This is a genomic window from Undibacterium sp. (genome assembly GCF_030683615.1).
In the GTDB taxonomy this organism is placed as follows: Bacteria; Pseudomonadota; Gammaproteobacteria; order Burkholderiales; family Burkholderiaceae_D; genus Undibacterium; species Undibacterium umbellatum.
The window spans coordinates 170,835-185,511 of record NZ_JAUXQE010000010.1 but is presented as its reverse complement, the minus strand read 5'-3'; the positions used below and the strand labels follow the sequence as shown (position 1 = coordinate 185,511).

Annotated in this window: 12 protein-coding genes; 7 read left to right on the top strand and 5 right to left on the bottom strand. The window is 51.9% G+C overall.

The annotated features are described in order from the left end of the window. Positions 1 to 26 precede the first annotated feature (26 nt). Positions 27 to 602, bottom strand: coding sequence for a hypothetical protein (locus Q8K39_RS06510; RefSeq protein WP_305258823.1), 576 nt, complete (start codon positions 600 to 602; stop codon positions 27 to 29). Positions 603 to 643: 41 nt separating this feature from the next. Next, complete coding sequence (locus Q8K39_RS06505; RefSeq protein ID WP_305258821.1) at positions 644 to 1,336, bottom strand: hypothetical protein; 693 nt, start codon at positions 1,334 to 1,336, stop codon at positions 644 to 646. 222 nt (positions 1,337 to 1,558) lie between these two features. Between Q8K39_RS06505 and Q8K39_RS06500 the strand changes: the two genes are divergently transcribed. The 3 genes from Q8K39_RS06500 to Q8K39_RS06490 all read left to right on the top strand — a co-directional run bounded on the left by Q8K39_RS06500 (position 1,559) and on the right by Q8K39_RS06490 (position 5,902). Beyond that, positions 1,559 to 2,404, top strand: coding sequence for an undecaprenyl-diphosphate phosphatase (locus Q8K39_RS06500; RefSeq protein WP_186954896.1), 846 nt, complete (start codon positions 1,559 to 1,561; stop codon positions 2,402 to 2,404). A gap of 14 nt (positions 2,405 to 2,418) precedes the next feature. Continuing rightward, positions 2,419 to 4,269, top strand: coding sequence for a DNA helicase RecQ (gene recQ / locus Q8K39_RS06495; protein ID WP_305258818.1), 1,851 nt, complete (start codon positions 2,419 to 2,421; stop codon positions 4,267 to 4,269). 310 nt (positions 4,270 to 4,579) lie between these two features. After that, positions 4,580 to 5,902 carry an MFS transporter gene (locus Q8K39_RS06490; protein ID WP_305258816.1) on the top strand — a complete coding sequence of 441 codons (1,323 nt, stop codon included), beginning with the start codon at positions 4,580 to 4,582 and terminating at the stop codon, positions 5,900 to 5,902. 182 nt (positions 5,903 to 6,084) lie between these two features. On the opposite strand, the gene Q8K39_RS06485 is transcribed toward Q8K39_RS06490, so the two are convergent. From Q8K39_RS06485 to Q8K39_RS06475, 3 genes are all read right to left on the bottom strand, one after another. Further along, a complete protein-coding gene (locus Q8K39_RS06485; protein ID WP_305258815.1) occupies positions 6,085 to 6,477 on the bottom strand; it encodes a hypothetical protein in 393 nt (130 codons plus the stop codon). Positions 6,478 to 6,681: 204 nt separating this feature from the next. Then, the gene (locus Q8K39_RS06480; RefSeq protein WP_186954845.1) at positions 6,682 to 6,864 is read right to left on the bottom strand and encodes a hypothetical protein; all 183 of its coding nucleotides are present in this window, start codon (positions 6,862 to 6,864) and stop codon (positions 6,682 to 6,684) included. 63 nt (positions 6,865 to 6,927) lie between these two features. Next, positions 6,928 to 7,269: a plasmid stabilization protein gene (locus Q8K39_RS06475; RefSeq protein WP_305258814.1), complete on the bottom strand. Its 342-nt coding sequence runs from the start codon at positions 7,267 to 7,269 to the stop codon at positions 6,928 to 6,930. Positions 7,270 to 7,529: 260 nt separating this feature from the next. On the opposite strand from Q8K39_RS06475, the gene Q8K39_RS06470 reads away from it, so the two are divergent. From Q8K39_RS06470 to Q8K39_RS06455, 4 genes are all read left to right on the top strand, one after another. After that, complete coding sequence (locus tag Q8K39_RS06470; protein WP_305258813.1) at positions 7,530 to 8,222, top strand: YafY family protein; 693 nt, start codon at positions 7,530 to 7,532, stop codon at positions 8,220 to 8,222. Between the two features lie 98 nt (positions 8,223 to 8,320). Further along, positions 8,321 to 9,388 carry a LacI family DNA-binding transcriptional regulator gene (locus tag Q8K39_RS06465; RefSeq protein ID WP_305258812.1) on the top strand — a complete coding sequence of 356 codons (1,068 nt, stop codon included), beginning with the start codon at positions 8,321 to 8,323 and terminating at the stop codon, positions 9,386 to 9,388. A gap of 747 nt (positions 9,389 to 10,135) precedes the next feature. Next, positions 10,136 to 12,448 (top strand): TonB-dependent siderophore receptor, encoded by a 2,313-nt coding sequence (locus Q8K39_RS06460; RefSeq protein WP_305258811.1) that lies wholly within the window; start codon positions 10,136 to 10,138, stop codon positions 12,446 to 12,448. 263 nt (positions 12,449 to 12,711) lie between these two features. Then, positions 12,712 to 14,658 carry an amylosucrase gene (locus tag Q8K39_RS06455; RefSeq protein ID WP_305258808.1) on the top strand — a complete coding sequence of 649 codons (1,947 nt, stop codon included), beginning with the start codon at positions 12,712 to 12,714 and terminating at the stop codon, positions 14,656 to 14,658. Positions 14,659 to 14,677: the final 19 nt, after the last annotated feature.

Here is a 14,677-nt window from a genome sequence, read left to right as displayed (position 1 = left end):
GCTCTCGCGCATGCAAGAAATGCGCTCTAAATCTTGATGCGCATGGAATCGCCACTCAAAAAGAACAGCGAGATGCCATCCTCATTCTGATTGACGCGCACCACCGATTGCTCCAGGCTGGCAGCATACAGCTTGCTGCCATCAGGGCGGAAGATGCCAAACCACATGCGCTGGGTGCTGGTGCGGGAATTGGCAGCCAGCAAGAGGTAGTCGCGCCCACCTATCTGCACTTCGCTGGCTTGCAGCTCGCCCATGTAAAAGGCTGAAGGTATGCGTTCCAGCATAATGCGCAGGCCATCATGATAGACCTGGATCAGCACGCCATTGTCGATGCCTGAGCGCACGAAATTGAACTCGAAAGAACCCATTCTGGTGGGGGTATTGCGGCGCACGTGGACATGGTCGGCAAAGTCGGCAAAATAATTATTGCGGTCGGTGCGAGCCTTCGTTAATGCTACTTGGGTGATTTCTGTTTGCACATGTTTCTCCTTAAATTCAGGGTAATTCCAGGCTTCTTCTCTGACTGCGTCGCTGTCCCGCCCTGCGCCTGCAATGCCACCACCGACTATGGGTAAAGGTGCCAGGCAGCCACTCAAATTCATACTCAGACAGGCAAGCACTGCACAATGCCGCAGCCTGCCTTTCATTGCAGCGCTGGCCTGATCAACAAGCGCCTGCCTGATCCCGAGGTATCCACCATGGAGATACCGTCGGCATGCTCAGTAAACTGCCAGTGGCCATGCGGCAATCCGATGCGATAAACCGGGCTGCCATCAGCCGCAAATATGGCCAGCCACATGGGACGATGCAGAAATCCATTCGCCACTGTCAGCACATAGCTGTCATCACCGACCTTGAGTCTGGCAGCTTCCAGGCGACGATAGCTTTGCTGGCCGGTAAAGGCTGGCGCGATGGATTCACGGACCAGAAACTGCCCATTCCTGCTGATCTGGACTTCATCCACCATGCTGGCTGTCATCAGGGCATTGTCTGCCGAGGCACTGCGCGACAAATGTTGCGGCTTGCGATAGCTGATGACAAAGTCTTGCAAACGCGCGGGGACACTGCCATCGACCTGTATGTGATGTGTAAACTGCGCGAGATGCTGGTTCGCGTCCGGCAAGCGCCAGACATATTGCTGCCGCACCACCGTGACTTCAACCTGATTGCTGCGGTACTCAGTCAAAGCCACTTCGCTCTCAGCCAGCTTAGCCTGCGATGGCTGCACCGGCATGGTGCCACTGCAGGCGACCAGGTTCATGGACAAACTAACAACCAGACCAAGGACCAGGCCATGCTTGCAATACATGCTATATCGTTTGGGCAGTTTGGGCATGGATGGTTCAGTTGCACGATGTATTAAGAGCCTGAAGTATCGCGATCGACGAGTTCTCCGACAATGAAATTCTTAAAAGTATTAAAATACAGCACCTTAAGTGCAGATAACTGCCATCTGGCAAGTCGTGTCCCTAAGCCCGTTGCAGCAAATTTCTGAGCAGGCCTGGCAGGCGACATGCTAAGCTTCGTCCCGACTAAAACTTCATTATTCTTGCGTTTTATGGATTTACTACTGGCTGTCAAAATCATCATCATGGGTATCGTCGAAGGTTTGACGGAGTTCCTGCCAATTTCCTCTACCGGCCACCTGATACTGACAGGCAGTTTGCTGAATTTCACTGGCGAGAAAATGAAAGCCTTTGAGATCGTCATACAGGCGGGTGCAATTTTTGCAGTGTGCTGGGAATACCGCGCCAAGATTGCCAGCGTGCTGGCTGGCCTTACCAATGACCCCAAGGCGCGCAAGTTTGCCCTGAATCTCATCGTCGCCTTTTTACCCGCTGCCGCTTTGGGTCTGGTGTTTTCCAAAAGCATCAAGGCAGTATTGTTCGCCCCGGTACCTGTGGCCCTGGCCTTTATCATAGGCGGCATCATCATCCTGTTTGTTGAGCGCAAGCACGCTGGCACAGATACCCATGACGGCAGCCACGCACGCATACAGTCAGTCGATGACATGAACCTGATGGATGCCTTGAAGATAGGTCTGGCCCAATCTTTCGCCCTGATCCCCGGCACCAGCCGTTCTGGTGCCACGATCATAGGCGGCATGCTGTTTGGCCTGTCACGCAAGGCTGCCACTGAATTCTCGTTCTTTCTGGCGATACCGACCCTGCTGGGTGCCACCGTGTATTCGCTGTACAAGGCGCGCGATGAATTGTCGATGGCTGATTTGCCCATGTTCAGCCTGGGTACAGTTGCTGCCTTTATCTCCGCCTTCTTTTGCGTGCGCTGGTTATTGCGTTATATCAGCTCGCATAATTTCAATGTGTTTGCCTGGTACCGTATTGCCTTTGGCATCATGATCCTGATTACCGCCTACACTGGCGCGATTACCTGGGCAGAATAAGGGTGATAACAGCAGTGACAGCAAGCACCCACAGCAATGCCAGCGGCAACACCGTGGATCAGGCCCTGCATTTATTGCAGACCATCTTCGGCTATCCGGCTTTCCGTTCCCAGCAGGGGCAAATTGTCGAGCATGTGGTCAATGGTGGCGATGCACTGGTGCTGATGCCGACTGGTGGTGGTAAGTCATTGTGTTACCAGATACCTGCCCTCTTGCGCAATGGCGTAGGCATTGTCGTATCGCCGCTGATTGCCCTCATGCAAGACCAGGTTGATGCACTGGCCGAAGTTGGTGTACGTGCAGCCTTTTTGAATTCCACCCAGAGCTTTGATGAGATCCTGGCGGTAGAAAAGAAAATGCGCGAAGGCGATATAGACCTTGTGTATATCGCCCCTGAACGCCTGCTGACCCAGCGCTGCCTGGAACTGCTGCAAGTCGTCAACATCGCTCTGTTCGCCATTGATGAGGCGCACTGCGTATCGCAATGGGGTCATGATTTCCGGCCTGAATACATCAAGCTGTCGGCCCTGCATGAACGTTTCCCGAACGTGCCGCGGATTGCCCTGACAGCCACGGCTGATCAGCAAACCCGCGATGAGATCATACACAGGTTGCAGCTGGAAAACGCGATGCAATTCGTGTCGTCTTTCGACCGTCCCAACATCCGTTACCAAATCGTCGAAAAAGGCAATGGCCGCAAACAATTGCTGGACTTCATCACGGCTCAGCATAGCGGCGATGCGGGCATCGTATATTGCCTGTCACGCAAAAAAGTCGAAGAAACGGCTGAATTTTTAAATGAAAACGGTATCTCTTCCCTGCCCTATCATGCGGGCATGGACTTGCAAGACCGCAGCCGCAATCAGGCGCGCTTCCTGCGTGAAGATGGCATCGTCATGTGCGCCACCATTGCCTTTGGCATGGGTATAGACAAACCCGATGTACGCTTTGTCGCCCATCTGGATTTGCCAAAAAGCATAGAAGGCTATTACCAGGAAACTGGCCGTGCTGGCCGCGATGGTGCCAGCGCCAATGCCTGGATGGCTTATGGCTTGCAAGATGTGGTACAACAGCGCCGCATGATCGATGAGTCAGAAGCCAATGAGACTTACAAGCGGGTGCAAAGCGTCAAACTCGACGCCATGCTCACGCTGTGCGAAACCCTGAATTGCCGCCGCGTCCACATCCTTGATTATTTTGGCCAACAGGCTGAACCCTGCGGCAATTGCGATACCTGCATCAGCCCGCCGGTTTCTTTTGACGGCAGTGTGGCTGCGCAAAAAATCCTGTCTACTGTCTATCGGGTGGACCAGCGCTTTGCGGCTGGCCATGTCATCGACATCTTGCGCGGCATTGATACTGAACGTGTACAGCAATGGCGGCATGAAAAACTCTCGACTTACGGCATAGGTTCAGACAAAAGCGAAGCCGAATGGCGCGCCCTGTTGCGCCAGTTGATTGCCCTTGGCCTGGTCGCAGTTGATTATGAAAACTATAGCTCACTAAAACTGACAGAAGCATCGCGTGCCGTACTGCGCGGTGAAATCAAGGTACAGCTGCGCCAGTACAAGAAAGCCGAAAAAGCCGTCAAGCACAAACGCCAGTCCGCCAAGGACTTTGCCGAGTCCGATCTCGACAGCAAGGCACAAACCGTATTCGACAAGCTGCGCTGGTGGCGCGTGGAAACGGCGCGCACCCACAATGTACCAGCCTACGTCATCTTCCCTGACGCCACCCTGCGCGAAATCGCCCGCCAGCAACCCGCCAGCCTACCCGCTTTGCGCGCCATATCGGGTGTTGGTGACAAAAAGCTGGAAAGTTATGGCAAAGAGATCATTGAATTAATTGAGGAATTGCAGGCTTAGGCGCAGGTCTTGCAAGCATTGAAAATGTCAGGGTAAGCAAGCACTGGTGTGAAGCTGCCTTCTCACTCCCCCAGTAAGCAAACTGCTCCTATCTGACGAACCTGCTGATGGTGATCAGATGCGACCTGGTCGCCCGCACCACTCCGTCATATGTCTCTTGCATTCCATTCATTTGTTGTGCTCGCATTTTATTTTGGTTATTCAACCAAATATCTCTTGCACTTCAGTGTGACGTCATCTATATTCCAATTATTGGTTAAACAACCAATAAATTATCGAATCAATTTCATAGAAGCAAGCCACAGCCATCATGAATTCTCAAATTGCACTTGAAAAGGACGACACTCCCGGTACATCGTCCATTAGCAGCGTCTATGGAAATCGTGGCCGGACGATTATGCTGCTGGTATTTCTGACTTTGCTCAATATTCTGAACTTTGCAGACCGTTTTCTCATGCAGGGCTTCGCCGTCGACATGATCCATGACCTGCAGTTGAGCAACCTTGAATTTACCCTATTGACTGGTTTTGTCTTCACTACGTTTTATACGGTGATGGGTTTGTTCATGGGCGCACTGGCAGACCGTATCCACCGACCACGCCTGATTGCCATCGGCATCTTTAGCTGGAGCGCGCTGACTGCAGCCACCGGCTTTGCCAATAATTTCATGCAACTGAGCTTGCTACGCATGTTTACGGGCGTGGGTGAAGCAACCTTGACGCCTGCGGCATTGGGCTTGTTAGGGGATAGATTCAAGCCGCACCACCGCGCTTTTGCCGCAGGCTTTTACTATCTGGGTGCGCCAATAGGCATAGGCATGGCTTTCATTATTGCTGGCACGCTTGGGGCAGCAATAGGCTGGCGTAATTGCTTTTTCACTCTAGGGGCAATCGGCGTGGTATTGACTGGCTTTCTGCTTTTCTTGCGTGAGCCGCGTGAAGAACAGCAAGCAAAGCAGGCCGCCAGCAAGCGCCCTATCACTGCTATTTACAAAGAAATCCTGCAGACCTTGCGTGCCTCGCGCGCATTGTGCCTGCTCATACTTGGTGGCGTACTGGTCATCTTTGCTCAGGGTACGTTCGTGCTTGACCAATTATGGCTGGTGCAAGAACGGCACATGAGTCAAAAATCTGCCCAGCAACTGGCAGGAATCATGTTTATCTCAGGTGGTGTGCTGGGCTCGTTGCTGGGTGGTTATCTCGCTGATCTGCTGCAGGCCCGTCGCATTGGTGGACGCCTTTGGTTTCTGGCGCTGATTTATCTGCTTGGAGTTCCCGTGGGCTATATTTATCGCTTGCTTGATACAACAGGCATGGCATTCTATATCTGCATGTTCATCGGCAGCATGATGATCACCATAGGCTATGGTCCCATATTCGCCTGCTTGCAAGATCTGGTACCAGCACAACTACGCTCTACCATGACTGCATTCATGATCTTGTGCATGACTTTGTTTGGCACTTCACTTGGCAATTTGACGGTGGGTGGATTGGCTGACGTATTCAGGGCCGCGAGTGACAGCGCACCCATCACAAAAGCCGTCATGGTGGGGATGACGCCCTGGCTACTGGCAATTCCTTGCTTTGTCCTGGCAGCAAGAATGATGGAAAACAAGGCTGAATTACATGATTAACAGCGCCCGCACAAAAGTGAAAAGACCTTTGCATGACGAGGACGAGTGTACAGGTCTGGCAATGGCGAATGAGAAAGGTTTTTGCAGCCTGTACACCCTGATGAAGGAAATAAAAATTGCCTGCCAAGTTGCTTGATTAATTGATTGATAAATCCGGGCAGGAGCCGTCACTTCAATACTATTCAATACTCAAAAACTGCCATCACTCTCACGCCTCGATGAGCAGCGCCGCGCAAGCGTATTGCGCCTTTTTCGCTAAAACGGTATTCCAGCCAGATGCGGTCATTACCTGTGGGAGAATAACGCAGACCAAAACGGGACAAGGTGTCTGGGTTCTCCTTCTTGGCAGTGAGAGTAGTCGATTGACTGTAATACTCTTTCGTAACACGAGTATACAAGTCTTGTCCATTTGCTGACTGGGTAATGCCTGCCCTGCCTGTCAACTGCGCATCAGAAACAGATGGCACTGGCGGGCCATTCAAATCAGCCGGGTTTGCTGCACGATCCAGTGCTATCTTGTCGTCCGCCAGGCGCGCATCGGCCGGTAGTGTCCTGAATAGACTTGTCTGTTGCACCGCATTCTCCATACTAGCAGGAGCTTTAACATCCTGCGCACAAGCATATTGTGCACACATAAAGAGGCTGAAAATGAACAGAGCTAAATCGTGGGCGCTCATGATCATCTCTTCATGAAAACTGAAGTCAGCAAGACCAACGCCAATACCCCATACAAGATGGCTTGTGGTGTACGCATGATCTTCTCCTTCTGGCAAACCCGATTAATTTTCGACCAGACTCATATGTCCTGGCAACTTGGAATACGAACGCCCTTGCGGCAACTCTATCCGGATATGGGCGTATTCCCATTCAACTTCATTCGCTTCTGCCGCTGCCTTCGCGGTCCGTAATGCAACCATGAGCCATTGGTGTGCAGGCGCTTTATTGATGGCGATGATGATCATGATCTTGCCTATGCAAAAAATGTCATATGTGTTTTTGTCTTGTTTTTTTAAACTCTTGCTTTACTACTTGTTACGCTTGCCGTAATCCACTGCCAGTTCCAGTTCAGCCTTGTTCATGCTTGAGCGGCCCTTGATATTTTTCTTGCGAGCTTCCTGATACAACTGTGCATAAGTGCGTCCCATTGGTCCGCTATGTGAATGTAGCCCGCCCCGCCTCCCTGCAGGCATATCCTGCAGGGAGGTCTTGCTTGCTTCCTTGCTTTCACCGTGCTGCGCCCTCTCTTTGTTAACGGTACGTGCAGCAATTTCTGTAGCCAAACCTGGCTCACGGCCACTTTTAATTAAGCCATCCTTGATATGTTTGAACTGGCGCTCTCTCTTTGCACTCCAGGTGGCTTGTGGCATTGTCAAATCCCCATGACTGGTTTTTATTTACTTCGCAACTTCAGCACGTCAGCTTGCTTCCATGATCTGTATAGTAGTCGCCAGCCTCGTAGAACAACATCGGACCAGGATGATAGTGATGTAAGACTATGCTGACGAGTTTGCTGCCATGCAGCGCAAAACAGAATTCCAGGCTGCCATGTCGCTGCGCACAGGGTAAAATTGCATGACTATCACTGACAGGCAGATTGCCGTGCCCCCAGCAACCAAAAAATATCCGCATGTCACGCACTGAACGCTTGTTACAACTGATGCAAATCCTGCGCCGGCATCGCTATCCCGTCAGTGGTGCGGCACTGTCGCAAGAACTGGGTATCAGCCTGCGCAGCCTGTACCGCGATATCGCCACATTGCAAAGCCAGGGCGCAAAAATCGCTGGTGAAACAGGCATGGGTTATGTTTTGCAACCCGGCTTCACGTTGCCGCCGCTGATGTTCACTGAAGAAGAAATTGCTGCGATTGCCCTGGGGTCAAAATGGGTAGCGCAGCAGGCTGACCATAAACTGGCACTCGCCGCCCGTGATGCCCTGGCAAAAATTGCAGCGGTCTTGCCAGCGGAAGCGCGGCAGGAACTGGAAACCAGCGGCTTGCTGATTGGCCCCAGCAGCAAGAATCCAGGCGATGATGAACAGTTGCGCCAGATACGCCAATGCATACGCAAGCAGCACAAACTCGTGCTCGACTATCAGGATGAAACCGGTCAGGCCAGCCAGCGCACCATCTGGCCCTGTGCCCTGGCTTTTTTTGACAGCCTGCGCGTCATCGTCGCCTGGTGTGAATTACGCAATGATTTCCGGCACTTTCGTACGGACCGCATACAGCACTTGCAGGTAGCAGAGCAAACCTATCCACGGGCACGCCAGGCGTTGTTGAAGGAATGGCGTGAGCAACAGGGGATCAGGGCTGATCGTTAACAGCTGCTTGACCGCATAGTTTCCGCTCTGGCTGATTTCGGTTTTATAATGAATGCAAAATACTTCAGCCGTACCACATTCAAGCCAAGAAAAAACAGATGAAAGCCAAGACGGACACCACAATAGACGTACACAAGTCCGCCAACAAAGAACAGCGCCGTTTACAAATGGCGGATATTGCACGGCTGGCTGGGGTCTCCACCTCGACGGTGTCGCGTGCCCTGAGTGGCAGTACCCTTGTTAATGACGAGACTCGTCAGCGCATTGCTGAGCTGGCGCGCTCGCTCAAATATTCCATCAATATTGATGCCCGCAATCTGCGCCTGAAGCAAACGCGCACGATTGCCGTGGTCGTGCCTTTTGACTCTGAAACCCGCCAGCATTTGTCCGACCCTTTCTTTCTGGGCATATTAGGTAGCCTTGCCGATGCATTGACTGACCGGGGCTTTGACATGCTGTTGTCACGCATTGATGCCGAACATCTCGACAATGCCGCACAGATTTTTGATACTGGCCGGGTGCTGGGCGTGATCCTGATAGGCCAGTGGCGACATCATGATCAGTTAAACCAACTGGCGGCACGCCATGTGCCCATCGTGGTCTGGGGTGCGCAATTACCGCAGCAATTGTATGTGACTGTGGGCAGTGACAATGTCACTGGCGGTCAAAAAGCGACGGAACACCTGCTGCAAAGCGGGCGTAAGCGTATCGCCTTTTTTGGTGACACGCAATTACCTGAAGTAGCGCAACGCTATGAGGGTTATTGCAGGGCGCTGGCGCAGAATGGCATTGCCCTTGACGAGAAACTGGTGGTGCCCGCTTCATTCATAGAAGAAGGTGGCAAGCTGGCGGTGGCTGAATTGTGCAGCCGCAAAACCAGCTTCGATGCCCTGTTTGCCTGTAGCGATTTGCTGGCCATGACCAGCATCAACAGCCTGCGCGAAAATAATTACCGCGTACCGGATGATGTCGCCGTAGTTGGTTATGACGACATAGAACTGGCACGCTACTTTCACCCGCCACTGACTACGGTACGCCAGCCAATGGCACAGGCAGGCCTGGCGTTGGTTGATGCCCTGTTGACCCTGATAGAAGATGGCAATAGCAAAGCACAGTTGTTGCCTACCGAATTGATGGTCAGGGCAAGTAGTGTTTCCGTCGGGTAGTGCAACTGGTGCGGGATAGCTCCTTCACTGACCAAGTTTCTTGTCTTCAAAATTTTCTTTTGAGGTTCCGCTATTCCGTGGTGCTTTGAAACATACCGCGGAACACGGCATACATCGTCCATTTAGCAAATGGCCCTGCATTGCAACCGATTGCAACAAATTATGGAAGTCGAAGTGTTCGTGCAGAAATCCTCAAGAATTTCCCATAAATTTCATTGTGCATCGCAACATATACAGCTTTTCCCAATTCACCTGTTGTCCACAAAGCACATAGGTCGGTAAGTATTTTCACCCTGCCTTATTTGAAATAAGGGCGACAGATATCTGGGAAGACCTCATAGTACGCAATCCTTTGCCCTACCCCCATCTCCAGCCCTTAACTGCACATTATGAAATTTACCAGAAAGAAATGTTGCACCATTTTATTGCACCGCATCTTTGCAATCGATTGCAATAAAATTCTTTTTGCCCGATAATTCTCTTCACCTGCACTACAAAAGATCTTCAACAGCGTTTGCCTTGGCAAACCAGGGATCGCAAAAAAGCGCCATAGAGTACGACGGCTGATTTCGAATCGAACCAGCCTGAACGTCCAAAGAGCGCGGCGAAAATTGTTGGAGGTCTTTTGTGACTGGCACAGCATCACCGCTATGAGCGTGATGCCTGAGCTAATGCAACAAGGTACTAGACATGCGTGCGCAGACTTGTTCTGTGCAGCTTTATAAAATGATGACAGCGGAGACAGCAATGAAATCATCACACATCAAAATGACGCGCATGGCCAGCGTCATTTCACTGGCCTTACTGCACATGAATGGTGCATGGGCGCAAGACAATACTGCAGCATCGGACAAAGATAAGAATTCCCTGAACTTGAATTCAGTCATCGTGACGGGTACCCCCACAGGCACCTCCAAGATGAAGGCCAGTGTATCCATCAGTACCATTGATGCTGACCAGATTTCCCAATCAGCCCCGACCAACGCGGCAGAAATTTTGCGCTCTATTCCAGGCGTACGGGCAGAATCATCCGGTGGTGAAGGCAATGCCAACCTGACTGTGCGCGGCGTGCCTGTTTCTGCCGGTGGTGCGCGCTATGTGCAATTCCAGGAAGACGGTTTGCCACTGCTGCAATTTGGTGACATAGCCTTTGTCACACCAGACATGTATTTGCGCGCCGACGGCAGCCTTTCGCATCTTGAAGTAGTACGCGGTGGTACGGCATCGACAATGGCCACCAATTCACCCGGTGGCATCATCAACTTCATCAGCAAGACTGGCAAGGAAAAAGGCGGCAGCATAGGCATCACCAAGGGTGTGGACTTTAGTCAAACCCGCTTTGATTTTGATTATGGCGCTGCACTCTCTGCCAAGACACGCGCTTTCATCGCAGGCTATTATCGTAGCGGCGACAGCTCCCGCCCAGCTGGCATGACAGCTGAAGAAGGCGGCCAACTGCGCGCCAATATCACGCATGAAATGGACAATGGCTACCTGCGACTGAGCTTCAAGCATCTGGATGACAAAACACCGATGAATATGCCAGTGCCAGTCAAAACCGTAAATGGCAATATTTCTGAATTGCCAGGTATAGACCCGCGCACCGCCAGTTTTTATTCCCCCTACTGGACACGCGACATAGTCCTGGATAAAAACAATAACAAGATAGTGACCAATGTGAATGACGGCCTGCATGTCGTCAACAATGCCTTTGGTGCAGAAGCATCCCTGAAGCTGGGTGGCGGCTGGACTCTGGATGAAAAATTCCGCAAGTCGAATAACACTGGTCGCTTTATTTCCGTCTTCCCGGCTGATGCAGGCGTGACCGGGGCGGCAGCAACGAACATGACTTACGCCACCGGCCCCAACACAGGCAAGGCATATACAGGTGCGGCGTTCACAGCAACTGTGTTCAATACCTCAATTGATGACCTGGGCAGTACCGTCAATGACATGAAACTGTCCAAGGCATTTGAGACATCTGGTGGTAAATTCACCACCACGCTGGGCTGGTATTCTTCTTTGCAAAACCTGGGTGTGACCTGGAACTTCAATCAATACCTGATGCAAGCCAGCGGTGACAAGCCAGCTCTGCTGAATTCAAACGGCACGGTCGCTGGTACGCCGGGGCTGGTCGCACAAGGTACGGATACCTGGGGCGGCTGCTGCAATCGCAATATCGATGCACAATACAAGACCAATGCCATGTATGCCAACCTCGGCTGGGAAAGCGGCGACTGGAACCTGGATGGCAGCCTGCGCTATGATAAACAAGATGCCAGCGGCACCTTCAATCAGGCAGTCAATCAAAGCTATCGTGCTGCCAATACCAAATTTATCAACTATGGCGTAAACAATACGTCTTACTCTTTCGGGGCGAATTATCGCCTCAACAAAGATATCGCCGTCTTTGCCCGTGTCAGTGAAGGCATCGCCTTCAATGCCGACCGCATCATGTTTGGCAACCCGCTCGATGGCAGCACGCCGATCAGCACCAATATCGTCAAGCAGACCGAGGCAGGTGTGAAGTGGAAAGCAGGCGACTTCAGCAGCTTTGTGACCCTGTTCCAGGCCAAGACAGAAGAATCGAATTTTGAAGCAACCACACAGAAATTCACCGCCAATAACTATGATGCCAAGGGTGTAGAAATTGAAACCAGCTATCGCTACAACGCCTTCCGCGTCACTGGTGGCCTGACCTACACCAATGCCAGCATCACTGCAGCAAACGACAAGTCTGTGGTCGGCAAGACCCCACGCCGTCAGGCCAGCTACACCTATCAAATTGCTCCAACTTACACCATGGGCGATGCCGTCTTCGGTGCCAGCCTGATAGGCACCAGCAAATCTTACGGTGACGACGCCAACACCTTGACCCTGCCCGCCTTCCATGTCCTGAACGCCTTCGTCAACTACAACATCAACGACAAAGTGCAGGTCTCACTGAGCGTCAACAACCTGACGAACAACATAGGCTACACCGAAGTAGAAGGCGACGGACACGCAGCAAGATCCATCAATGGACGCAGCATTAAAGCATCACTTAAGTATAGTTTTTAAGAAGCAGGTATGGAGCACAGCGAACATCTCCATCCCGTGCGTAGGAAGCGTGGAGGGGGCGTAGCGAGCGGCGTCAGTTTGGGTTAAGACGCGCAGTCGTACTTTAAGTACGTCGAGCATCGCAGACCCAAAATCACGCCGCGCAGTAGCCCCATCCGCGCTTCCGGAACCAGTCCCTGGTAGCACTTTAGGCTCCCCTACACCCCCAACATGTGGGGGAGCCATTTTTATTGACCCGTTTTTTCTAAGGCACTGCCTGCACCATGTCTGTAGCATCGAACACAGCACCATTCACCCACACCTTGCTCGCCAACATCGCGCCGGGCATGCAAGCAAGCATTAATGCCAGGCTGACAAAGCACCTTCCCGATTTATACCAAACACTGCAGGCGTTGTACGGCGATCAATTCAGCAACGAGCAAGCATTTGCCACATGGCTGGCAGAACTCTTGCAAGTCACAGGCGAAATTATCGCTGTACGCCCCCAGCCATTACAGGAACTCGACACAGCCAGAAGCACAGACAAGAACTGGTTCGCCAAAGAAAACATGCTCGGCTACTGCTGTTATATAGACCGCTTTGCAGGTGACCTGCGCGGTGTACAACAACGTATCCCTCACCTGCAAGAACTGGGTGTGACTTACCTGCACCTGTTGCCTTTTTTAAAAGCCCGCGCTGGCGAAAATGACGGTGGCTTTGCCGTAGCCGATTTTGATGCGATAGAACCGCGTCTCGGCAACATGGCAGACCTGGAAGTACTCAGTTCAGCCCTGCGTACGGCTGGCATCAGCCTGTGTTCTGATTTTATCCTCAACCATGTGGCGGACGATCACCCCTGGGCTATCGCCGCAAAACTAGGCGATCCACATTATCGTGATTATTTTTATCACTACCCTGATCGCACAATTCCAGACAACTTTGAAAAGCATCTTGGTCAGATCTTCCCGCAAGTTGCTCCTGGCAATTTCAGCTTTGTGCCTGAACTGCAAGAATGGGTGTGGACTACCTTCTACCCTTATCAATGGGATCTGAATTACAGCAATCCGAATGTCTTTGCCGACATGGCAGCAGCACTGCTGCGCCTTGCGAACCGTGGCGTAGAAGCGTTCCGGCTGGATTCAACCGCTTTTTTGTGGAAGCGGACAGGCACAAAATGCATGAACCAGCCTGAAGCCCACCAGATCCTGCAAGCCTTGCGCAGTCTGGTAGAAATTGCTGCCCCTGGTGTTTTACTGAAGGCAGAAGCCATCGTTGAAACGGCAGAACTGCCAGCCTATCTTGGCAGCAAGGATGAGATAAATTTAAAACAGGAATGTCACCTCGCCTATCACAGCAGCCTGATGGCAGCCTCCTGGGTGGCCCTGACAGAACAAGACACCCGCCTGTTGCGTCACGTATTTGCGGGCACGCCAATGCTGCCAGAGCAAAGTAGCTGGCTGACTTATGTACGCTGCCATGATGATATAGGCTGGAATGTGCTGCGACCAGAAGCCAGCATGGAAGCAGAAGACGTACAGCAAAGGCTGGCCAGGGTATCCCGCTTTTATGCTGGCGATGGCAGTTATGCGCGGGGTGCCAGCTTCCAGGCAAATGATCCGGCGGCAGTGCACGGCACAGTCGGTATGGCGGCGGCACTGACTGGCTTTTCCAGCGCACAAACAACCGCAGAAAAACATCTGGCCAGGCAACGTCTGCTACTCTTGTATGGATTAAGTTTTTGTTTCGGTGGCATGCCGCTGATTTATATGGGCGATGAACTGGCACAGACGAATGACGAGGCTTACCAGCAAGTGCCAGCACAGGCAGCAGATAGCCGGTGGCTGCACAGGCCAGTCTGGGATGAAGAATTATATGGGCAACGTCATTCCAGTTCGCATGATGCAGGTGCTGTATTCAATGCGCTTGTTTATATGTTGCAGCAACGCCGGCAATTGCCACAACTGGCAGCGCAGACGGCAAGGTATTTACTCAATGCAAAAGATTCTGCCGTGCTGGCTTTTATGCGTGGCAACCCGGATGAAGCATTGCTGTTTTTGGGGAATTTTTCAGAAAATAGCATCAGCCTGAATATCGCGGAACTGCTGGTGGACTATGATATTTCTGGGCAAGGCTGGGTAAATCAGTTGAGCAAAATTGATGTTGATGTCACCGTAACATTGCAAGCATACTCGCAATTGTGGCTGGTAAGAAAATATGGAAATATAGTTTAAGCACTAGCTCCCTCCCCTT

Excerpts from the sequence above, each read along its gene's own strand:
- Q8K39_RS06510 (WP_305258823.1), bottom strand. The coding sequence starts at position 602 with ATGAATTTGAGTGGCTGCCTGGCACCTTTACCCATAGTCGGTGGTGGC.
- Q8K39_RS06505 (WP_305258821.1), bottom strand. The coding sequence starts at position 1,336 with ATGCCCAAACTGCCCAAACGATATAGCATGTATTGCAAGCATGGCCTG.
- Q8K39_RS06500 (WP_186954896.1), top strand. The coding sequence starts at position 1,559 with ATGGATTTACTACTGGCTGTCAAAATCATCATCATGGGTATCGTCGAA.
- Q8K39_RS06490 (WP_305258816.1), top strand. The coding sequence starts at position 4,580 with ATGAATTCTCAAATTGCACTTGAAAAGGACGACACTCCCGGTACATCG.
- Q8K39_RS06480 (WP_186954845.1), bottom strand. The coding sequence starts at position 6,864 with ATGATCATCATCGCCATCAATAAAGCGCCTGCACACCAATGGCTCATG.
- Q8K39_RS06475 (WP_305258814.1), bottom strand. The coding sequence starts at position 7,269 with ATGCCACAAGCCACCTGGAGTGCAAAGAGAGAGCGCCAGTTCAAACAT.
- Q8K39_RS06470 (WP_305258813.1), top strand. The coding sequence starts at position 7,530 with ATGTCACGCACTGAACGCTTGTTACAACTGATGCAAATCCTGCGCCGG.
- Q8K39_RS06465 (WP_305258812.1), top strand. The coding sequence starts at position 8,321 with ATGAAAGCCAAGACGGACACCACAATAGACGTACACAAGTCCGCCAAC.
- Q8K39_RS06460 (WP_305258811.1), top strand. The coding sequence starts at position 10,136 with ATGAAATCATCACACATCAAAATGACGCGCATGGCCAGCGTCATTTCA.
- Q8K39_RS06455 (WP_305258808.1), top strand. The coding sequence starts at position 12,712 with ATGTCTGTAGCATCGAACACAGCACCATTCACCCACACCTTGCTCGCC.